The following is a 20,276-nucleotide window of genomic DNA, read 5'->3' as shown; positions in this document are numbered from 1 at the left end:
CCATGCTTCGGTCGCACGTCTGTTCTTAAGATTGCCGGCTGATCATCAAGGTCTCGTCCGCGCGCGTTTCTTGATCCGAATCATGCCAGGATCGGCAACGTCACCATGGAAGCAGCCCTGCCAACGGCATCAAACGCGCCCGGCGAGACAAAAGGAAGCCGGGCCGAGATAGCGTTCCAGAGCGGCAGCGCTGCCTGCGATTCACCGCCTGAGCATGGCCGAAATGCCATGGCGGATAAAGGGAAGATATTGGGCAAAGCGAAGCCCCGCATGTCTTGCAAGCCGTGCCGTCGGGTGCTCGCCTGAGTAGAGAGCGACAAGTACATTCGTAGCATGATACAGCGGTGCCGCCGACTGACGCAGTCGGCTTTCGTATCTGCCGAGCATGTCGGGATCAGCAATGTCGCGGCGCTCGCGACATGCCGCCAGGATTCTATCGGCGAGTTGCTTCTGGCCACTGAGGCCGATGTTGAAACCATGAGCGGTCACCGGGTGCATGCCGAGGGCAGCATCGCCGATCAGTGCTGCACTCGGAGCCCAGAACTTGTGCGCCCAGGTCGTGACCAGCGGATAGGCATGGCGGGTGCTTGCCAAGGCCATCTCTCCGAGGCGTCCTCGACAACGGTTCGTCAATTCCATCAGGAACAAATCGTCGTCGAGAGCAAGCAGTCTGTCGGCCTCGTTTGAGCGCAACGTGAGAAGCAGCGACGACACGCCTTCCATGAGCGGCAACATCGCTATCGTCTGATGGTGATCGAACCATTCGACCGCGATCTGGTGATGGGCGCGCTCGTGCCTCACCCGGCAAATCAGCATGGAGTTGCCAAGCCGATTGATGGCGGCGCCAATGCCGAGGAGGTCGCGCGTCGCGGACAAACGCGAATCCGCTGCAACGAGCAGCCGAGCGGCCAATTGCCTGCCATCAGAGAGCGTTATGACTGCTTCTTTGTGGCTGGTTATTGCAGTGACGACCGAGCGGCCGCACAGCAGCTGGGCATGATCCTGGAAGTGGACAAGCTTGAACAGGGCGTCGCGGATCCGACAATTTGGGACCAGAATTCCGAGTGGTTCCCCAGATCCGCTGGGAGAATCGAAGCACAGGGCGAAAGGGCTCGATCCGTTGAGCACACGCGCGCCTTGAAGTGGTGATTTGTCCGAAGCGGGGATGATATCCCAGGCGCCGAGCTCGCGAAGAATTCCAACCGAAGCGTGGGTCAGCGCGATCTCGCGACCGTCGAAAGCCGGATTCGCCAGGGTTTCGAGCGACTGCCGTTCAACCACTGCCACCTTGAGTCGGCTCTGGGCAAGCGATGCGGCGAAGGAAAGTCCGACCGGCCCGGCTCCGACGACAATGATGTCGAATCTATCGACAGAGCCGGCCATCAGCGTGCCGCCATTGCGTCGGCTATCTGCGATACGAAGGGCTCTGGAACGCATCGCAATCGATCCACGGTTTGCGGCCATCTCCCCCAGCGTCTCACGCGACCTAACTGTCCGTTAGACATCCGTTCTCCGTTGAAAAATGCTCAAGAAACCATGCCGATGAAGAGATAGCCCTGATGTGGATCAACCAGGCTCGACAAAGGCGGCAAGGCGGGTTCACGGTCGACTGGTCGATCGCCACGCCATGGTCTGGTCAGGACATCATGGAATAGCCGGCTTCCCGTTCGGTGCGGCCCTTTCCTGGCCGAAAGTTCGGCAACGTATTCTGGCTGATCCGTTCGCACCAGTCGCGCGCCGAAATCGGCATGACGCGAAGCAACCGCGGAAAATATTCGAGCGAGTCGTCGCAGGGCAGGCTGGGTCAACTGCGCGGCTCGTCGCGGTCGATCAGGATCCGCTCGGCGGCGCCATCGAGATCTTCATATTGGCCGCTCCTCAAGGCCCACAGGAACCCGGCCAGCCCAAGCGCTCCGAGGAACAGGGCCACAGGTATGAGGTAGGCGAGCGTCGTCATGAGGATTGTGCCAGTGCGCCAATGTCGGAGCGCCTGTCATGTCGGGCATCTTGCACCGATGCATGTGACACGAAACCTTGCAGGCGTAGCGCATTGCCGATGACCAGGAGGGAGGAGGCGGACATCGCGACCGCCGCGATCAGTGGCGTAACGTGCCCCAGAATGGCGACCGGCACGGCGATGCCATTGTAAACGATCGCGATGGCGATGTTCTGCCGGATCAGCAGTCCGGCCTTCCGCGAAATGTCTAAAGCAAGTGGGACCGCCAGAAGACTTTGACGCAGGAACACGAAATCCGCGGCGTTGCGACCGATATCCGCCGCCGTGGCCGGAGCGATCGAAACGTGTGCGGCGCCCAATGCAGGCGTGTCGTTGAGCCCATCGCCGACCATCAGCACCTTGTGGCCAGTTCGCGTCAATGCTTCGATGTGTTCGACCTTCCCGGAGGGAAGCAACGCGGGAACGAAGCGCTCGACGCCCAGCGCTTCCGCGACTTCGCCGCACGCAGCTTCTGTGTCGCCCGACAGCATCTCCACCGACACGCCGGCGCCGTTCAGTTGCTCGATGGCCGCCTTGGTATCGGCACGCAGCTCATCCTCGAAATCGAAAGTCGCGACAATGACCCCGTCCTTCGTCAGAACGGTTCCGCCATAGCCTTGTTTGCCTTCGCCGACGGTGCGGGCTTTCCACTCACCCCATCCGCGGCGACCCAGCCGCCAGGTACTGCCCTCGGCGATGGCTTCGATGCCGAAGCCCGGATGCTCGCTGACGGACGCGAGTTTCGGCCGGCCGGCAAAGGCTGCATTGCCACCGATTGCCTTCGAAAAGGGATGGCGGGAATGCGCTGCCATCTCGGCCGCCATGGCGAGCATCGTCGGATCGATGGACGGCGCATTGATCAGCCTGGGCAGTCCGAGCGTAAGCGTGCCGGTTTTGTCGAACAATGCCGTGTCGATCCCCGCCAGGCGCTCCATGGCGGAGCCATCCCTGACCATGACGCCGCTTTCAAACAGCCGCCGCGCAGCGACCACCTGCACGATCGGCACGGCGAGACCGAGCGCACACGGGCATGTAATGATCAAAACGGCGATCGCGATTGTTATTGCCCGGTGCCAGTCGCCGGTCGCCGCCATCCAGCCGAGGAACGTCACAAAGGCGGTGAGGTGGACCACGGGGGCATAGAGCGCGGAGACGCGATCGGCGATCCTGCGATGGCGGGCGCGGCCGCCCTCTGCCGCTTCCATCAGCCGAACCATTTCGGCCAGGAAGGAATCCTTCGCGGCGGCCGTCGCCTCGATGGTCAGTGGACCGGTGAGATTGAGTGTACCGGCCTGGACCTGCGCCCCCGGGCCTACCGTTCTGGGCGTGCTTTCCCCGGAAACCAGGGAACAGTCGAGATCCGACGCCCCGCCAATGATCCTGCCGTCGATGGGCACCCTCTCGCCGGCCGCGATCAAGAGCTCCATTCCCGGTTCGATCTCGCCAACCGGCAAGTAGTCGCGCGAACCGTCCTCGCGCAGCACCATGGCGCCGCGCGCCGCCAGCCGAGCCAGTCCGTTCACGGCCGTCCGTGCCCGTTCCCGCATCACGTGATCCAGCGTGCGGCCGATCAGCAGAAAGAACAGCAGCGACACCGACGCGTCGAAATAAGCATGGTCGCCATGGCTGATCGTCTCGTAGAGGCTCATGGCGTAAGCGAGCGATACCCCGACCGCGATCGGCACGTCCATGTTCATGCGGCCGTGACGCAAGGCATTCCAGGCCGACTTGAAGAAGATGCCGCCGGCGAAGGCGAGTGCGGGGATGGCGATCAGTGCCGAGACCCAGTGGAACAGGTCGCGGGTCGCGCCCTCGGCACCGGACCAGACCGAAACCGACAGCAGCATGATGTTGCCCGCCGCAAATCCGGCAACAGCGACGGCGCGGATAAGCTCCGAGAGCGTCTTGTCCTTTTCCCTAATCTCGGGTTCGAACAAATGCGCCTGGTAACCCAGCCGCCCCAGCATGGCGACGAATGGCGGTGCCTCGTCCCCGCGCCAACGGACCGAGACCCGCTTCGTTGACAGGTTGAGGCGAGCGGCCTCGACCTGATCGAGTTTTGCCAACGCCGTCTCGATTGTCTGGATGCAGGCTGCGCAATGAACCGTCGGAACTGAAAGGTCGGTCTGGCTAAGGCCATCGCCAAGCGACCGGCTCGCCAGCTTGATCTCTTCGCTGGACGGCAGGACGGATGTAGCGTTGCCCAGATCCAGGGCCATTTCAGCACCTGGTGCACAGCAGCTCATTGCAGCGCTCCATGGAAAATCATGATCCTGCGGACGTCGCGATAAGGTCTTGCCAGACCGGCATCGGCGTCGATTTCGACAATCCAGACACCATCCCTTGGCATGTGCTGCACTGCAAACTCCTGACCCGAGGCGAGGGCGAGCGTGACCGCCTCATCCTCTTTCTCGTAAGCGGGATGGCGAAACAGCACCTTCACGCCATGCAAGGGAACCGACTTGCCGGCAGCGTCGGTGAGGCTATAGCGGACTTCGCCCGATGAGATGGTCAGCTTGCCGGTCCAGCCAAGCGATGCCTGCGCGCGCCCTTCCTCAGCCTTCTTGTTGAATTGCTGGCTCGCCACATAGGTGTTTTCGACGACAAGACCGGTCCAGCTTGTGTTGGCAAGCGTCGCCATCGTCAGATTGACCGCAATGACCACGCCGAAAAAGGCGAGGATGATGGCCAACATGTGCCTGCCGGTGAATTCGCGAGACTTTCGCGTGGTGGCGTTCATCTGGCGATCTCCGGGGCGTTGAAAGTGGCGATGTATTCGTTCGACTCGAAACTCGCTTTGTCCTCGACCCGGAGGGTGAAGGTCTGCGCTTCGCCATGGATCTCATCAGCAGGCAGGCGCACGAAAACCTTCAACATCTTAAGCCGGTCGGGTTCGACCTGGATTGCGAAAGAACGATCGGCGGGGAGATCGACGCCGACGATGCTCATCTCTGCGCCTGGCAAGCCCCCTATGGTGACGATGATCGTTCTTGGTTCGGGGATCATGTTCAGCAGCTTGACGGTGTAGCCATTGCGGATCGAGCCGTCGGACAGCGTCACGAATTGCGGATTGCGGTCGTGCAAGACATTGATCTCAAGCCGGTCGCGCGTCATCAGCGAATAGAGCAGGCCCAGGCCGATCAGCCCCCACATAGCCATGTACACGTAGGTGCGCGGGCGAAAGATCTTGCGGATATGGAAACTGGCCACCTTGTCGGAGAACAGGCCGTCAGCGCTCCTGACCAGTGACGGGTTGACTGAACCGGAGCCGCCCGGGGTCGCCAGCATCATGTTGGCGTTGTAGTCCGCCAGCGTCGCATAGGAGATCAAGCCGCGCTCCCTGCCGAGCTTGTCCATGATACCGTCACAGGTATCGATGCAGAGCGCGCAGGTGATGCATTCAAGCTGCTGGCCATCACGAATGTCGATCCCCATCGGGCACACCGCGACACAGGCATTGCAGTCGACGCAGTCGCCGACTGGCTGCCCTGCGGCCTGGACCTTCTTGGCGTGACGTGAGCGCGGTTCGCCGCGCCAGTCATTGTAGGTGACAGTGAGCGAACTCTCGTCGAGCATGGCTGCCTGGATGCGCGGCCATGGGCACATGTAGGTGCAGACCTGCTCGCGCATCAGCCCGCCGAACGTATAGGTCGTCGCTGTCAGCACGGCGACGGTGATGTAGGCGACAGGCGCTGCCGTGCCGGTGAAGAGTTCGCCAAGCAGCGTCGGCGCATCGGCGAAATAGAAGATCCAGGCGCCGCCGGTCAGCACCCCTTTGACCAGCCAAATGGCGTGTTTCGATGTTCGCAGCACGAGTTTGCGCGCAGTCCAGGGCCCGGCATCGAGCTTCATGCGCGCGTTGCGGTCGCCCTCGATGGCTCGCTCGACGACCAGAAACAGATCGACCCACACGGTCTGCGGGCACGTATAGCCGCACCAGGCCCGGCCGACGGTGGATGTGATCAGGAAAAGGCCGATACCGGCCATGACCAGCAGGCCGGCCACATAATAGAATTCCTGCGGCCAGATCTCGATGAAGAAGAAATAGAAGCGGCGGTTGGCAAGATCGACCAGCACGGCCTGATCCGGGGCAAATGGCCCGCGATCCCACCGCAGCCAGGGGGTCAGGTAGTAGATCCCCAGCGTGATTGCCATCACCGACCACTTGAAGCGGCGGAAACTGCCAGAGGCCCGGTTCGGGAAGATCTTCTTGCGTGAGGCATAGAGCGGCTGACGGGTCTTGGCGGAGTTGACCGCATCGGCTTCGAGCCGTTCTATTTGCGTGTTATCGAGCACGAGAAGCTCCAGTCACCAGCGACGATTTCGCCGGAAGCCCGACCCATCGGTTTCTGGATTGCCGAGGCCCGGCTCGCGCCGGGCCTCGTCGCTTGGCGGTGGGGGGGAGGACGAGAATAGGCTTGCGTACCTATTCTCCGCCACCAAGCGAATGGACATAGACCGCGAGTTCCTTGGCCTTGATCTCGCCGAGACGCCCGATCCAGGCCGGCATGACGCCGTGCTTCGGCGCGCGGACCTGCGCGGCGATGGCTGTTTCGCCAGACCCGTAAAGCCAGATCGCGTCGGTCAGGTCGGGTGCGCCGAGCTCCCTGTTGCCCTTTGCATTCTCACCATGACAGGCCGTACAATTCTCGGCGAAAACATTGGCGCCGAGTTCGATCAGGCTTGTGTCCTGAACAGGACCGGAGAGGCTTGCGACATAGGCGCCGACCTGCTTGATCTGATCCGTCGTGATGATGTCGCCAAAAGCAGGCATTTCCGACAGGCGCGTATCCGGGTCTGATGCGAAGCGGATGCCGTGCGCAATCGTCTGCTGGATCTGTTCGGCGTTGCCACCCCACAGCCAATCGTCGTCGTTTAGATTGGGAAAACCCTTGGACCCTTGAGCGCCCGAGCCATGGCACTGCACGCAATTGACCTTGAACGCGGCGCCACCTGCGGCGACGGCGAATTCGCGTAGCGTCTCGTCGGCAGTAATCTCGGAGACGGTCTTCGCCTGAATGGCAGCGACATATTTGCCCTTGGCCGCTTCGGCCGCCGCCAGTTCATTCTTGACGTCTTTGCGGCTCGAATACCCCAGCACACCCCTGGTCGCGGAAGTCAGCATCGGCCATGCCGGATAGACGACGGTGTAGCCGATCGCCCAGGCAATGGTGATGTAGAAGGTGATGACCCACCAGCGCGGAAGCGGGTTGTTGAGTTCCTTGATGCCGTCCCACTCATGGCCGGTCGTCGAGATGCCCGAAACCTCGTCGATATGCTCGCTGCCCATGATCAGTCGTCCTTGAGAGGAATGTGAGCGGCTCTCTCGGCTTGCCTGCGGCTGCCGGGACGAAGTGCAAAGGCAACGCATCCGAGGAAGAAAAGCGCCATGGCAAGCAGGCCCCAGCTGTCGGCAAACTCCCGCATGAAATTGTAGGTCATCGCCATTCTCCTCAGCGGTAACCGGCGGCTTCGTCATAGGTCCTGAAATCGACCAGCGTGCCGAGCATCTGGAGATAGGCGACCAGCGCATCCATTTCGGTGACCTGCTGCGGATCGCCGTCGAAGTCCCCAAGCTTGGCTTTCGGATAGCGTCTCTCCAGGCCCGATGTGTCGGCATTCGCATCGGCCTGCGCCATGAGATCGGCATTGGCATGAGCGATCATGTCGTCTGAATAGGGCACACCGACACGGCTGTTGGCGATCAGATGCGTCGAGAAATCCTTCACCTCGATGGGCATGTCCTTCAGGAACGCGTAGCTCGGCATGATCGATTCCGGCACCACCGAACGCGGCTCGGTGAGATGCTGGACGTGCCATCCGTTCGAGTAGCGGTCGCCGACCCGGGCGAGATCCGGCCCGGTGCGCTTCGAGCCCCACTGGAACGGGTGGTCGTACATCGACTCGGCCGCCAGGCTGTAATGCCCATAGCGCTCGACCTCGTCACGGAACGGCCGGATCATCTGGCTGTGGCAGAGGTAACAGCCCTCTCGCACATAGATGTTGCGCCCGGCGAGCTCGAGCGGCGAATAGGGCCGCATGCCTTCCACCTTCTCGATGGTGTTGTCGAGATAGAAGAGCGGCGCGATCTCGACGATACCGCCGATTGTTACGACCAGCAGGGACCCGAGGAGAAGAAGTGTGGCGTTCTTCTCGATGACCGCGTGTCTGTCCATCAGGCCCATTTTCTGGCTCCTGATCGCACAGGCTGGAGGGCGGGGATGGAGCGCGGCATCGGATCCTCCTCGCGCCGGTAGCCGAGGATGGTCATGGCGATGTTCCAGGCCATGATGAGGGCGCCCGACAGATACATCGCGCCGCCGATGGCACGCATGATGTAGTAGGGATGCATGGCTGCGACCGTTTCGGCGAAGGAGTAGACCAGGAAGCCCTGCTCGTTGTATTCGCGCCACATAAGGCCCTGCATGACGCCGGAGACCCACATCACCGCGGCGTAAACGACGATCCCAAGCGTCGCCAGCCAGAAGTGCCAGTTGACGAGCCGCAGCGAATAAAGCCGGTCGCGGTTCCATAACTTCGGGACCATGAAATAGATCGCGCCGAACGAGATCATGCCGACCCATCCGAGCGCGCCCGAATGGACGTGACCGATGGTCCAGTCGGTGTAGTGCGAGAGCGAGTTGACGGCCTTGATTGACATCATCGGGCCTTCGAAGGTCGACATTCCGTAGAAGGCGATGGCCATGACCATCATGCGGATGATCGGGTCGGTGCGCAGCTTGTCCCAGGCGCCCGAGAGCGTCATCAGGCCGTTTATCATGCCACCCCATGACGGCATCCAGAGCATGATGGAGAACACCATGCCGAGCGTCTGGGCCCAGTCCGGCAGGGCGGTGTAGTGGAGGTGGTGCGGACCGGCCCAGATGTAGAGAAAGATCAAAGCCCAGAAGTGGATGATCGACAGCCGGTAGGAATAGACGGGTCGGTTGGCCTGCTTGGGAACGAAATAATACATCATGCCGAGGAAGCCGGCGGTGAGGAAGAAGCCGACGGCATTGTGGCCGTACCACCATTGCGTCAGGGCGTCCTGTACGCCGGAGAAGGCTGAATAGCTCTTGGAGCCCAGGAAGGAGACCGGCATCGACAGGTTGTTGATCACATGCAGCATTGCGATGGTCACGATGAAGGCAAGGTAGAACCAGTTGGCGACATAGATGTGCGGTTCCTTGCGCTTTAGGATCGTGCCGAGGAACAGGATGAGATAGGCGACCCAGACAATGGTCAGCCACAGGTCCACATACCATTCGGGCTCGGCGTATTCGCGGCTCTCGGTGATACCGAGCAGGTAGCCTGTCGCGGCCATGACGATGAACAGCTGATAGCCCCAGAACACGAACCAGCCGAGATCGCCGCCGAACAGCCGAGCGCGGCAGGTGCGCTGGACGACATACAGCGACGTGCAGAGCAGCGCATTGCCGCCGAAGGCGAAGACGACGCCCGACGTATGCAATGGCCGTAAACGGCCGAAATTGAACCAGGGCTGGATGTTGAGATCCGGGTAGGCGAGCTGCAGGGCGATGACCACGCCGACCAGCATGCCGACGACGCCCCAGAATACGGTGGCGATGGCACCGTAGCGGATCGGCCCATCCATGTAAGCGGCGGGGTCGATCGGAACTGCCGGCTTGAACTCCGTGTTGCGCAACAGAATCGCCGTGAAGCCAGCCACGGCGAAGAACAAAACCCACATATGCCGCCGAAAAGGTTCATCTACGCCGAAGCCGGCAGCCACCAGGGCCGCAAACGCAAACAGGCTTAGAAGGACGATCTCTGTGCCGAATTTCATCGCAAGCCCCGATTTCCGATTCCGGCGGGCGCCAAACCGCAGTGCCTTATTGCGCAGCCGTGGCCTGCTCGCCCTGATCCATGTCAGAGCCGCACGATTTTGCTTCGAGCAGGATCGAGTTCGGTGCGATCAGACTGTGGCGATCGAATGTGGAAGCGCAGCACCGGCCGCCACGCTTATGGACAGGCCCGGCGTCCCAGGTCGGGCCGGGTTTGGAGGCGATCGCGGGCGTGTGGGAAGCGCGCCTTCTGTGACGCTGGAAAGTAGGCCGATGCCTTGCCGAACGTCGATCGTTTCAATGCCTTGGGACAGCCAGCGCCAGCGTTGCGCTAACTTCGTGACATACATGCTTCGGGGAGACGGCGATTTTCCCCTGCGTGTGAGGCGTATTGACTTCGGCCGAGTGCAATCCTGCCTGGAACAGCCGGTTGCACGTCGAGCACCTCGAGGATGGATGCTTCGCCGACGAGTTGGCCGAAACGCACCTGGCTCATGCGATCGGATGGAGAGCGGGCTATCGCTATGCGACTTCTTCTAAGCGCAACGCGAGCATGCCCTGCCCCGAACGAAGTAAGTGACCTAGGCCATGCAGCTTCGGTGTCATTCAAAGGGCGGTTGCGCCTCGGCCGCCGCAGCGCCGTTCCAGCCGGCTCATGCTGTCCACGGTGACACGGCGGTTGTTCTCGATCCGAATCACGCCGTCCATTCTCAGGCTGGTCAGCTGACGGCTCACGGTCTCGTTTGTAATTCCAAGGAAATCAGAGATGTCGGCACGCGTCATCGGCAGCTCGAAGCACGCCGACCTAGCCGCCGGGTCAACACTGGAACCGATGTTCCGGGCGATCATGAGGAGAAAGCTCGCCACCTTCTCCGGTGCGGTCTTGCGCCCCAGAGTCACCATCCATTCGCGTGCCTCGTCGAGTTCGTTCAGCGCCTGCTTGAGCAGGCGATGCACAAATTCCGGTGATTCCTTCATCATCCGTTCGATGGCCGCTCTCGGAAACGAGCATAGCGAGACAGCTGTTGCCGCTTCCGCATTGATCGCGCTTTTCATCTTGAAGGGCCGTCCCAGAAAATCCGGCGCGAACTGAAGGCCGACGATCTGCTGGCGGCCGTCCGAAAGGCTCTTCGTCAGCTTCACCACGCCTGAAAGCACGTTTGAATAACAGTCGACCGTCTCGGCGTCGCCGATCAGTTCGACCCCCGGCTCGATATTGTGCCGCGACGACGTCTTGGCGAGCTGAGCCAAATGGTCTGGTTCGAGCGCACCACAGACACCGCGGTGCCGTGCCTCGCAAGACAGGCAAAGAACGGGAATGCCGGAACTGTGAATGTCCTGCCGTAATGTCATTCGATCGCTCTACCGGTCCAGTGCGGGCAGGATAGCAATCGACGGTAGAAAAATCCTTGCGGCAGTTTGTCCATGCTGAACGTTGATCGAAATCAGGGCTTAGGCTCATCCAAGCATCCACAGTTCCGGCGACGCAAACACGGTGGACCACGACATGCGACTGGAGCTAGCTGCCAGACTTGGCGAGAACGTCCCGCGCTATACCAGTTATCCGACAGCGCCGCATTTTCATACAGGCATTGATGCTGCAATTTGTCGTGGCTGGCTGCAGGCGCTCAACGATGGCGATGAGATCTCGCTCTATCTGCACATCCCGTATTGCGACAAGCTTTGCTGGTTCTGCGCTTGCCACACCAAGCAGACACGCCACTACGAACCAGTGACCACATATCTGCGCTCACTGCATGCCGAGATCGCAACCGTCTCCAGTCTTGTCGCAGGCAAGGGCCGCGTGCGTGCCGTCCATTTCGGCGGCGGTTCGCCAACGATGCTCAAACCGGAGGATCTGGTGGCGCTGGGAACCGCCCTGCGCAACAGCTTCACCTTTCTCCCCGGTGCAAAGATCAGCGTTGAGATCGAACCCAACGATATGGACGATGCCCGCCTCGATGCACTTGCCGAAATCGGCATGACAAGGGCGAGCCTCGGCGTCCAGGATTTCGACCCGAAGGTGCAGAAAGCGATCAACCGCGAGCAGAGCTTTCTGCAGACCAAGACGGTTGTTGATGGCGTTCGTTCGCGCGGCGTCGAATCCGTCAATCTCGATCTGCTCTACGGCCTGCCGCATCAGACCAGGGAGAGCGTCGCCTCCACGGTTGCACAGGCACTGACCCTGGAACCGGATCGGATCGCGCTTTTTGGCTACGCCCATGTGCCGTGGTTCAAGAAACATCAGACGATGATCGACGAGGCATGGCTGCCGGGTCCGGCGGAGCGGTTTGCCCAATCGCAACTGGCGGCGCGGGCGATCATGGACCAGGGATACGAAGCAATCGGGCTCGACCATTTCGCCAAGCCGGGCGATGCCCTCGCGCTTGCCGCCCGCGCCGGAACACTGCACCGGAACTTCCAAGGCTACACCGAGGACCGCTACGAGACCTTGATCGGCCTCGGCCCATCGTCCATCAGCCAGTTTCGCCAGGGCTATGCACAGAATATGCCTTCGACCGCTGAGTATGCACGCATGGTTGCTGATGGCGGGCTGGCCGCTGTTCGGGGTATCGCGCTTTCCGACGACGACCGTGTTCGCGGCTGGATCATCGAGCGATTGATGTGTGACTTCGCCTTCTCGGCGATTGAGCTGGTGGAGCGCTTTGGCGAAGCCGGCCAAAGACTTCTCGTCCGAGCGAGTTCCACGGCCCTCCAAGATCCTGCGCGGTTGCTTGAACTTGATAGTGACCGCTTCGTCGTGCCTGCGGAAAGCCGGCCCTTTGTCAGGAGCATCGCGGCAAAGTTCGACAAATATTTCGAAAGTGGAACGGCCAGGCACTCAGCGGCAGTCTGAGCACCGCAGAGGAACGGTCATGGTTCTCAGTCGATCGTGAACCGATTGCGCTACGTTTTTCACTGTTGACTGCGACCGTCGTGTCAAGACAGGATTCGGAGCGGACCAGACGCGTCTTGGCATAGCGACGATATCGTCCGGTCGTGCCTTCCGGCGCCGTATTCCATTCCGCAGTCCCTAAAGCGCCACGTCCGGCCTGTTTTCTGTATCGGAAGCAGTCGACAATCGTCCTGGCCAGATCATGGTTGTCGGCCAACAGCTCCCTTCGGCCTTGCAACAAGAATCCGCAAGGACCGTGCCAGCTGCAGCAGGCGCCGCCGCATCGCACCACCACACTATCCACCCGTGGCTCGCGCTAACCTTTGATTGGTTCGCGCCAGGCCGACGCCCGTCGAAACCGAGCCTCGGCAACATTCCGAGTCGTAAGCGGCTGGCCACGCTCTTGGTGCCGGTGGCAGAAGGTCCGCAAGCACCCCGGCAGCGCCGTCAAGCGTGCGACAACCCGTCCACCCGAATATCCGCCGGCCCAGTTTCAGTGAAAAGCGGGCCTAGGCTAGACGGCTCTCTTGTTACCCCAGAGCATAACGTGCAGCTGCGGCAGCACACGGGCTTCGAACCACCTGTCGCGGGTCACGGCATCAACCAGCCACTCCATGCGCTTCAATATTCCGTCAAGGTCGACAGGAGCGTCTTCATTTGCGGGGCGTGGCGGCGTGTGATTGCCGGGTTGCAGATAGATCGGAAGTCGCGGAAATCTCGCAGCGGCGTCTTTCGCGTAGGCGTAGTCCCTTTCGTCGAAAACAATGAGCTTGAGCACGACTTGCGGCCGGCCTTGTGCCGCCTGGAGGCACGCCTCGAAAGCGGCCCAATCGGTCGTCATTTGGCTTGACGGCGGCTTTGGGCTGAGGACTAGCACGTCAAGGTCGGCAAACCAGTCCCTGGCCACCGAACCTTGGGTTTCCAGCGCAAAACGGTAACCTTCACCATGGCCTCGCTCGATGAGCGCGCCGAGCGGCTGGATGGCCGGATTGCCGCCTGACAGCGATACCATCAGCGGGCGGCCACCGGAAAGCGCAAGCACGTTTTGCCACACCGCGCCAATGGACATCATCTCCCATTCATGCCGGAATTGATTGTCCACCGCATGCAGGCTGTCGCACCAGGAACAGCGATAGTCACACCCGCCGGTTCTGACGAAGACCGTGGGCAAACCGATGAGCACGCCCTCGCCCTGGATCGTCGGCCCGAAAATCTCACTCACGCGGATTGCGGGATGCGTATCGGTCATGGCCGGTATTCCGCCCAGGTTTTCGGCGTTTCGCTCACCCGCACGGCCGAGGTTTCGCGCAGGCGTGCCTTGCACCATTCATAAAAATGTCTGGCCAGATATTCCGCCGTGACTTGCTCATGTCCCAGCACGTCGTTGAGATGTCGGTGGTCGAAGCTCTCGTCGATGTAGCGTTTGAATGGCACCAAATCGTGATAGTCGCGCACGAAGCCGTTGTCGTTCAGTCCATTCGCTGAAAGCTCCACTTCAACGATGTAGTTATGCCCGTGCAGGCGCGCGCATTGGTGATCGGGTGGCAACGAGGTGAGCTGATGCGAGGCTGAGAAGTGGAATTCCTTGGTGATGCGGAACATTACGCGGTCCTCCTTCGCAGCGCATCGAGCCAGAAGTCGGAGTCCTCGTAGTCGGTGGGGTCCGGCTGCCCAGAGAGATGAAACGCCTCGCGCCGCTCGACGCAGGTCCCGCACCTCCCGCAGTGACGCTCGGCGCCCTTGTAGCAGGACCAGGTCTGCGCAAATGGCGTGCCGTATGCTGCTCCATTCCTAACAATGTCCGCCTTCGTGAGATTCACATAGGGTGCATAAATGCGAATCTCCGCGTAGCCGTCGAGCGCGTGGTCCTGCATCATCTGGAAAGCGTCGATGAAGGCCGGACGGCAGTCGGGATAAATGAAATGATCCCCACCATGCACGGCCGTCGCCACCGCCTCAGCGCCGTGCGCTGCGGCGAAGCCGAAGGCAATGGCCAACATGATGGCGTTCCGGTTCGGCACGACCGTGACCTTCATCGTGTCTTCGGCGTAGTGCCCGTCGGGCACGTCCACATTATCGGTCAGCGCGGAGCCGGAAAGGGCGCCGCCGATCTCGTGGATGTCGATGATGCGGTGCGGGACGCTCAGTCGCTCCGCGCAAAGGGCGGCGAAGCCCAATTCCTTCCTATGCCGTTGGCCGTAATCGAAAGATAGGAGGCCGGCGAGTTCGTGCTCCGCTGCCACCTTGTGAGCAAGGGTAACGGAGTCCAATCCGCCGGAGCAGACGACGAGAGTCTTCATTTTTGGGTCCTTGTTTTAACCGGGTAGGCTGCGACCGGAGATTTCTCTGCGCTCCCAGTACTTCAGGAAATCCATTTTGTGAAGTGAACGGGGGACGAGTTTCATGCGCTGACGTGCAGCTGTGTGCAAGGCGCCCTCGCGGTGAGCCTGCAAGGAACACTGACTAGCGAAACGTCACGCTTCAGCGGAATGCTCAAAGGCGAGCGCATCAGAATAAGCTCTGCAGGAGGTCCGGACCTTCGTAAACAAAGTTCTCGACGATCAAGCGCCCGGCGGTCCCGAGCTTCGAGGGACGCCACCGCGAGGGTTTCAGGTACTAGACGGCCCAAGGATGGGCTTGCCGCAAACAACGGACTTACCAGTGGGATGTTCAGCGACGCCGATGCAGATGTCTGGAATGATCACGACATCAATTGTCGCGGCAACTTTGGCTGGCCTGCTCCTCGGGTTCCGTAGATCCAGCGCATTCCGCTTCAGGATCGGTTCGAACCGGAGCACTCCCTCGGTCAATGGACGTCCGGCAACAACCTGAATGATCGGTCGTGAGCCGACATCTGTGAACAAGCGGTGTGGTCGATTGCTATCACCCATGTGTTGCGCGCAGGTACCTTATGGCAGTGGATGAACTGGATTTGATGGTTTTACAGCTGGCGGTCGAAAGCGTCCGCTCGCTCTCCTTAAGCTTCGCTGAAAAGGCCGCCGAGGTAGCCACCAGGAGCCGCGGCATCCTGCTTTTCGACGTGCGGGTCGACGGTGATGCGGGGGTCCAGCGGGTCGCAGCCATCCGATATCAGGGCGACCAGATCGGCGTGCTGGCGTTGGACAGACAGGGCCTTGTTACCCACCATTGCATCGTCAACGGTACGTTCTCACATTTCATTGCGCCGTTGGAGAACTGGCACAGCATGCCCCTGTCGATGCAGGCCAAGATCGATGCCAACGGCCATGCCAGTCTCTTCCTAGGGGCCTTGCGAAATGCCGGACATTTGCTGGGCAGCTAGCATTTGGCCAGAATGCATCTGTGAATTTTTGCATGCGCATCGCTGCCGACAGCGCCGGCATGATTGTCGTGCTCGAAAACGGCTGCGGCGATCGCGGCAAAGCGATCGCCGCGATGATGGCGATCTACGCGTGGGCGTTGCATCGATGCGCGATCGTTTAGACAGAGGTCTCCGCCTGGCATCGAGCAACATGCACGGAGGTACGCAAAGCGCAAATGCATCAAGTATTTGAAGGGACGAGCCCCTCGCGCAAATGGAGCTTGCGCTGCCGTTGTCGTCCCATCGTGCCGCCGAACTCGGGGGCGTGACGATCGACCACGATGGCCTATTTTTTTGCAAAGCCGAATGTCCCGATTCCGAAGCCAAGGAAAAAACTCCGACCACAGCGAAGATAGTAACAACACGGGCGACGCAAGCCGCCTTGCCCTCTAGCAGGGGAGGTGCTTGCGGTGCTCTCACCGACACAAGATCGCAAATGGCACGTGGGTGAGCACCAGAACTGGCGACACGCGTGGTGATCGGCTTGACTCGCTGGAGGAAGCACAAGGCCTCAGTGGGCGGAGGCGCCAGCGACGGTCGAATACTGGCTGGCTGCTCGGGATCTGATCGTTGAAATGACGTAGGATTTGGTTGCTTAAGCCGATCCGAACCATTTCCCGGAGACCACACCCACCATGAACGATCTTGCGCTGCCGCTGAGCGGTTTGTCATCAGGCGGCGGCAAGTCCGTCGTCGCCCGTTTCGACGGCGGCATGCTGTCGTCCAACAGCGGCGTTCTGGCCTTGGCCGAGGTGGAAAAGCGGTTGCGGGTGGCCGAGCGTCTGGCGCGTTGCATCGACGATCCGCGCTGCCCGGACCAGGTCGTCCACAGCCTGGCGGACATGATCGGCTTTCGCATGAAGATGATCGCCGCCGGCTACGAGGACGGCAACGACGCCAACCGGCTGCGCCGCGATCCGGTCTTTAAGATGGCCCAGGATGCGCTGCCGTCGGGTCGGGATCTGGCGTCGCAATCGACGCTGTGCCGGCTGGAGAACCTACCCGGCGTGCGGGAGCTGGTCGCCATGGGACGGGCGATGGTCGATCTCTATTGCGCCTCGTTCCGGCAGGTGCCGAAGCGGATCGTACTCGACATTGACGACACCTTCGACGCTGTGCACGGAGGCCAACAGCTTCGCCTGTTCAATGCCCACCATGACGAGTACGGCTTCCAGCCGGTCGTCGTGTTCGATGGTGCGGGACGGTTCGTCAGCGCGATCCTGCGACCGGCCAAGCGGCCGAGTGGGGCTGAGATCCGCCCCCACCTGCGCCGTCTGGTGCGGGCGATCCGGATCAACTGGCCGAACATTCGAATCCTGCTCCGCGGCGATAGCCATTATTGCAACCCGCAGGTCATCGACTGGTGCCGCGCCAACGACGTCGACTTCATCTTTGGCCTCGCGCCCACCACGACCCTGCGCAAGCATGTCGCGGATCTGGAGGCCAGCACGACGGCGCGCTTCGAAGCGTCGGCCAAGACAGGCAAGGTCCGCAGGTTCAAGGAGTTCGTTGACGGCGCCCGCGGCGCGGCCGGGCCGGCAGCACTCAGGCGACTATAACGGGCGCAGAGCCGACCCTGCGGCTTCCAGACATTGTCGTGTACAGCTTCAGACCCTCAAGCCGAGCCCGCAGGGCCTCGCTTACCTTTTACGGGGCGGCGGTACGTCCAAGCCGCTTCAACAGTTAAGAATTTCGCAAAGACGATACCCCCGGATCGTCGAGCTTCCGCTGCCACTTCCCGCATTCGCCGAGGCGGTCAATGACCCGCCCTTCACAATAGTTATCCGGCAAGCATCTGGATGCGAGAGATAATGTTGCCGGAGGCATCTCTCATGGCTTCTACACCTGCCTGAACGCCAGAACCGCGTTCGTGCCGCCAAAGGCGAAGGAGTTGCTCAGTGCCACGCGCACCTTGCGCTCGCGTGCCACATTGGGCGTGACGTCGAGATCGCAATCGGGGTCCGGCTCACGATAATTGGCAGTCGGCGGCACGACGCTCTCGCGGATAGCCATCACGCAGGCGATCAACTCGAGCGCGCCGGACGCGCCGAGGCAATGCGCGTGCATGGACTTCGTAGAAGAAATGGACATTGAGAAGGCGTGCTGACCGAAGACGCGCTTGATCGCCGCCGTCTCGATCTGGTCGTTGGCCTTGGTGCCGGTGCCGTGCGCGTTGAGATAGTCGACATCCTCGGCGTCCAGCCTGGCATCGGCAAGGCAGGCCCGCATTGCTGCCTCCGGCCCCTCGACAGTCGGCGCGACGATGTCGGACGCATCGGCGGAAAGGCCGGCACCGGCAATTTCGGCAAGGATGGTGGCGCCCCGAGCCAGGGCATGCTCGTAGCTTTCCAGCACCGCCATGCCGGCGCCTTCACCAAGCGACAGGCCCTGGCGATCGGCCGAGAATGGCCGGCAAGTATCGGGCGAAAGCACGCGGATCGCTTCCCATGCCTTCAGCACACCCCATATGAGCGGCGCTTCGCTGCCGCCGGCAAGCATCACGTCGGCCCGGCCGAGCCTGATCTGGTCCACCGCGCAGGCAATCGCATGGTTTGCCGAGGAACAGGCGGACGTGACGCCGAAGACCGGCCCGCGCAGGCCGAGACTCATGCTGACCTGGCCGGCAGCGGCACCCGGCATCGCCTTGGGTACAGTCAAGAGAGCGGCACGCTTACCGCCCAGAAGGATGGCGCGGTAGGTTTGCTCGATCACATCCCACCCGCAGCCGCCAACGCCCACCGTCGCACCGAAGCGATAGCTATTTCCCTCTTTGGAGGAAAGTCCGGCCTGACGCATGGCTTCGCGCGCCGCAAGCACAGCGAGCAGGCTGAAGCGGTCCATGGAGATGAGTTGCTTGCCGTCGATGTCATGCTCCGGCAGCGCCTTGATCTCGGCACCGATCCTGACCCTCAATTCATGGAGCTCGGAGTTGACGATTGGGCCGATGGCGGAGCGGCCTTCTCGCATCTCTGTCCAAATGGCGGCGGCGTTGGTCCCAAGCCCGCAAATACCGCCAATCCCAGTAATCACGACGCGCCTGTCCATTCACACCCCCTTAGCGAGCAAGCTGCGCACGGCTTCCACCATGTCCCCAACATTCTGGAGATCCGACCATGCCTCGGCCGTATTCATCTCGATCTCGATGCCGTAGGCCTGCTCCAGGTCCCAGAGAACGTCCGCCAATCCCAGTGAATCGATACCGAGCGAAGTCAGTCCCGTGGCAGCCGTTATCTCGCCGCCTGTGGCAGGCGCTATGCCGCCCTCCGACGCGGCGCGCTTCTTGATCATGGCGATTATGTCGTTGGCGAGTTGATCTGCCATCTTGTTCCTTTCCAGCTTGCGTTTTCGGCGTCGTTCAAAACCCGAGTCGCGTCGCGTTGCCAAAATTGCCCCTCATAGAGCCTGTGCGACCGACCAAGCCCAATGCCCATAGGAACCGGACGAGTTCCGGCTTCTGCGGCGTCAGCCCGATGACGAAGAAAAGTCGCCGGCCTCCCGCTTTTGCGCCAGCACATCAAGAATCTGCGTGTAAATGGATAGGAACCGTCGTCAAACGTCAGCTAAACGCTGCGACGGTGGGTGCTGTCAGCGTATTCACTCGGCACCTCATCTGTAATCGAGATGTTTCATAGCTCCGGACCAGTTGCGATCAACTATTGTACCGGTCCGCCATTCGTCGGAGAGTTCGACATGATCGGAGCGCTGCCTCTCATTCCCAGTACAATCTCCACCGCACGCGACAGATTTCCTCTTTCGGGCTCTTCTCAAGGGACTCGCCACGCGATAGAGGCAGTGATCGGCGCACGTGAGGTCCTGCCAAGTCCATGCGACATTCCGGAAAATTGGTAAAATCGTTTGTTTCAATCAAATGCATCCACGCTATGGATAGCTAAGACATGCGTTTCAAAGGGCTCGATCTGAATCTTCTCGTCGTTCTCGACGCGCTGCTGAGCGAGCGCGGCCTCACGGCGGCGGCACGCCGCATCAACCTAACCAAATTCATGGGGGTTGGTGGATGTGGCGCAAGCCGTTGAAATGACGTAGGATTTGGTTGCTTAAGCCGATCCGAACCATTTCCCGGAGACCACACCCACCATGAACGATCTTGCGCTGCCGCTGAGCGGTTTGTCATCAGTCGGCGGCAAGTCCGTCGTCGCCCGTTTCGACGGCGGCATGCTGTCGTCCAACAGCGGCGTTCTGGCCTTGGCCGAGGTGGAAAAGCGGTTGCGGGTGGCCGAG

General features: G+C 61.1%; 18 protein-coding genes and 4 pseudogenes. 7 read left to right on the top strand and 15 right to left on the bottom strand.

The window, feature by feature from the left end; all coding sequences use genetic code 11:
- Nucleotides 1-201: 201 nt before the first annotated feature.
- The 10 genes from ubiM to NKJ09_RS31415 all read right to left on the bottom strand — a co-directional run bounded on the left by ubiM (nt 202) and on the right by NKJ09_RS31415 (nt 11,154).
- The gene (ubiM, locus tag NKJ09_RS31460) at nt 202-1,383 is read right to left on the bottom strand and encodes a 5-demethoxyubiquinol-8 5-hydroxylase UbiM (protein ID WP_352764674.1); all 1,182 of its coding nucleotides are present in this window, start codon (nt 1,381-1,383) and stop codon (nt 202-204) included.
- 421 nt (nt 1,384-1,804) lie between these two features.
- Nucleotides 1,805-1,957 carry a cbb3-type cytochrome oxidase assembly protein CcoS gene (gene ccoS, locus NKJ09_RS31455; protein ID WP_023679633.1) on the bottom strand — a complete coding sequence of 51 codons (153 nt, stop codon included), beginning with the start codon at nt 1,955-1,957 and terminating at the stop codon, nt 1,805-1,807.
- Nucleotides 1,954-4,242 carry a cation-translocating P-type ATPase gene (locus NKJ09_RS31450; protein WP_352764673.1) on the bottom strand — a complete coding sequence of 763 codons (2,289 nt, stop codon included), beginning with the start codon at nt 4,240-4,242 and terminating at the stop codon, nt 1,954-1,956. The genes ccoS and NKJ09_RS31450 overlap by 4 nt, the downstream gene beginning before the upstream one ends.
- A complete protein-coding gene (locus NKJ09_RS31445) occupies nt 4,239-4,736 on the bottom strand; it encodes a FixH family protein (protein ID WP_352764670.1) in 498 nt (165 codons plus the stop codon). The genes NKJ09_RS31450 and NKJ09_RS31445 overlap by 4 nt, the downstream gene beginning before the upstream one ends.
- Nucleotides 4,733-6,292: a cytochrome c oxidase accessory protein CcoG gene (gene ccoG / locus NKJ09_RS31440; RefSeq protein WP_352764668.1), complete on the bottom strand. Its 1,560-nt coding sequence runs from the start codon at nt 6,290-6,292 to the stop codon at nt 4,733-4,735. The genes NKJ09_RS31445 and ccoG overlap by 4 nt, the downstream gene beginning before the upstream one ends.
- 130 nt (nt 6,293-6,422) lie before the next feature.
- Complete coding sequence (ccoP, locus tag NKJ09_RS31435) at nt 6,423-7,286, bottom strand: cytochrome-c oxidase, cbb3-type subunit III (protein ID WP_352764665.1); 864 nt, start codon at nt 7,284-7,286, stop codon at nt 6,423-6,425.
- 2 nt (nt 7,287-7,288) lie between these two features.
- Entirely contained in the window at nt 7,289-7,438 is a 150-nt protein-coding gene (locus NKJ09_RS31430) for a cbb3-type cytochrome c oxidase subunit 3 (RefSeq protein ID WP_023679629.1), read from the bottom strand.
- 11 nt (nt 7,439-7,449) lie between these two features.
- On the bottom strand, nt 7,450-8,181 hold the full coding sequence (ccoO, locus tag NKJ09_RS31425; protein WP_352474114.1) for a cytochrome-c oxidase, cbb3-type subunit II: 732 nt from the start codon (nt 8,179-8,181) through the stop codon (nt 7,450-7,452).
- Nucleotides 8,172-9,803, bottom strand: a complete 1,632-nt coding sequence (gene ccoN, locus NKJ09_RS31420) for a cytochrome-c oxidase, cbb3-type subunit I (RefSeq protein ID WP_352468490.1) — start codon at nt 9,801-9,803, stop codon at nt 8,172-8,174. Before ccoN ends, ccoO begins: the two co-directional genes overlap by 10 nt.
- Before the next feature lie 604 nt (nt 9,804-10,407).
- On the bottom strand, nt 10,408-11,154 hold the full coding sequence (locus tag NKJ09_RS31415; protein ID WP_352764661.1) for a Crp/Fnr family transcriptional regulator: 747 nt from the start codon (nt 11,152-11,154) through the stop codon (nt 10,408-10,410).
- A gap of 154 nt (nt 11,155-11,308) precedes the next feature.
- Between NKJ09_RS31415 and hemN the strand changes: the two genes are divergently transcribed.
- Nucleotides 11,309-12,658 (top strand): oxygen-independent coproporphyrinogen III oxidase, encoded by a 1,350-nt coding sequence (gene hemN / locus NKJ09_RS31410; RefSeq protein WP_352764659.1) that lies wholly within the window; start codon nt 11,309-11,311, stop codon nt 12,656-12,658.
- Between the two features lie 553 nt (nt 12,659-13,211).
- On the opposite strand, the gene queE is transcribed toward hemN, so the two are convergent.
- From queE to queC, 3 genes are read right to left on the bottom strand one after another with little or no spacing between them, the layout of a single operon-like run.
- On the bottom strand, nt 13,212-13,946 hold the full coding sequence (gene queE / locus NKJ09_RS31405) for a 7-carboxy-7-deazaguanine synthase QueE (protein ID WP_023722052.1): 735 nt from the start codon (nt 13,944-13,946) through the stop codon (nt 13,212-13,214).
- Nucleotides 13,943-14,299: a 6-carboxytetrahydropterin synthase QueD gene (gene queD, locus NKJ09_RS31400; RefSeq protein ID WP_352764657.1), complete on the bottom strand. Its 357-nt coding sequence runs from the start codon at nt 14,297-14,299 to the stop codon at nt 13,943-13,945. Before queD ends, queE begins: the two co-directional genes overlap by 4 nt.
- Entirely contained in the window at nt 14,299-14,997 is a 699-nt protein-coding gene (gene queC, locus NKJ09_RS31395) for a 7-cyano-7-deazaguanine synthase QueC (RefSeq protein WP_352764655.1), read from the bottom strand. Before queC ends, queD begins: the two co-directional genes overlap by 1 nt.
- A 611-nt stretch (nt 14,998-15,608) precedes the next feature.
- On the opposite strand from queC, the gene NKJ09_RS31390 reads away from it, so the two are divergent.
- The 4 genes and pseudogenes from NKJ09_RS31390 to NKJ09_RS31375 form a co-directional block, all read left to right on the top strand.
- On the top strand, nt 15,609-15,998 hold the full coding sequence (locus tag NKJ09_RS31390; RefSeq protein WP_023722055.1) for a hypothetical protein: 390 nt from the start codon (nt 15,609-15,611) through the stop codon (nt 15,996-15,998).
- Nucleotides 15,999-16,030: 32 nt separating this feature from the next.
- Nucleotides 16,031-16,159 carry a hypothetical protein gene (locus NKJ09_RS31385; RefSeq protein WP_023722056.1) on the top strand — a complete coding sequence of 43 codons (129 nt, stop codon included), beginning with the start codon at nt 16,031-16,033 and terminating at the stop codon, nt 16,157-16,159.
- A 513-nt stretch (nt 16,160-16,672) separates the two neighbouring features.
- Nucleotides 16,673-17,557, top strand: a pseudogene (locus NKJ09_RS31380) (IS1380 family transposase); the annotation flags it as partial.
- A gap of 168 nt (nt 17,558-17,725) precedes the next feature.
- Nucleotides 17,726-17,890 (top strand): annotated as a pseudogene (locus NKJ09_RS31375) (LysR family transcriptional regulator); the annotation flags it as partial.
- On the opposite strand, the gene NKJ09_RS31370 reads toward NKJ09_RS31375, so the two are convergent.
- Nucleotides 17,877-19,082 carry a beta-ketoacyl-[acyl-carrier-protein] synthase family protein gene (locus tag NKJ09_RS31370; RefSeq protein WP_352764652.1) on the bottom strand — a complete coding sequence of 402 codons (1,206 nt, stop codon included), beginning with the start codon at nt 19,080-19,082 and terminating at the stop codon, nt 17,877-17,879. The pseudogene NKJ09_RS31375 and the gene NKJ09_RS31370 overlap by 14 nt on opposite strands.
- Nucleotides 19,083-19,358, bottom strand: coding sequence for an acyl carrier protein (locus NKJ09_RS31365; RefSeq protein WP_352764651.1), 276 nt, complete (start codon nt 19,356-19,358; stop codon nt 19,083-19,085). It lies immediately after the preceding gene.
- Between the two features lie 575 nt (nt 19,359-19,933).
- Between NKJ09_RS31365 and NKJ09_RS31360 the strand changes: the two are divergent.
- Both NKJ09_RS31360 and NKJ09_RS31355 read left to right on the top strand, forming a co-directional pair.
- Nucleotides 19,934-20,035: pseudogene (locus tag NKJ09_RS31360) on the top strand (LysR family transcriptional regulator); the annotation flags it as partial.
- A 97-nt stretch (nt 20,036-20,132) separates the two neighbouring features.
- Nucleotides 20,133-20,276: pseudogene (locus tag NKJ09_RS31355) on the top strand (IS1380 family transposase); the annotation flags it as partial.

The organism is Mesorhizobium sp. M0189 (genome assembly GCF_040322135.1).
GTDB lineage: Bacteria > Pseudomonadota > Alphaproteobacteria > Rhizobiales > Rhizobiaceae > Mesorhizobium.
The sequence above is the reverse complement of the archived record's forward strand: the minus strand, read 5'-3'. Positions and strand labels throughout refer to the sequence as shown.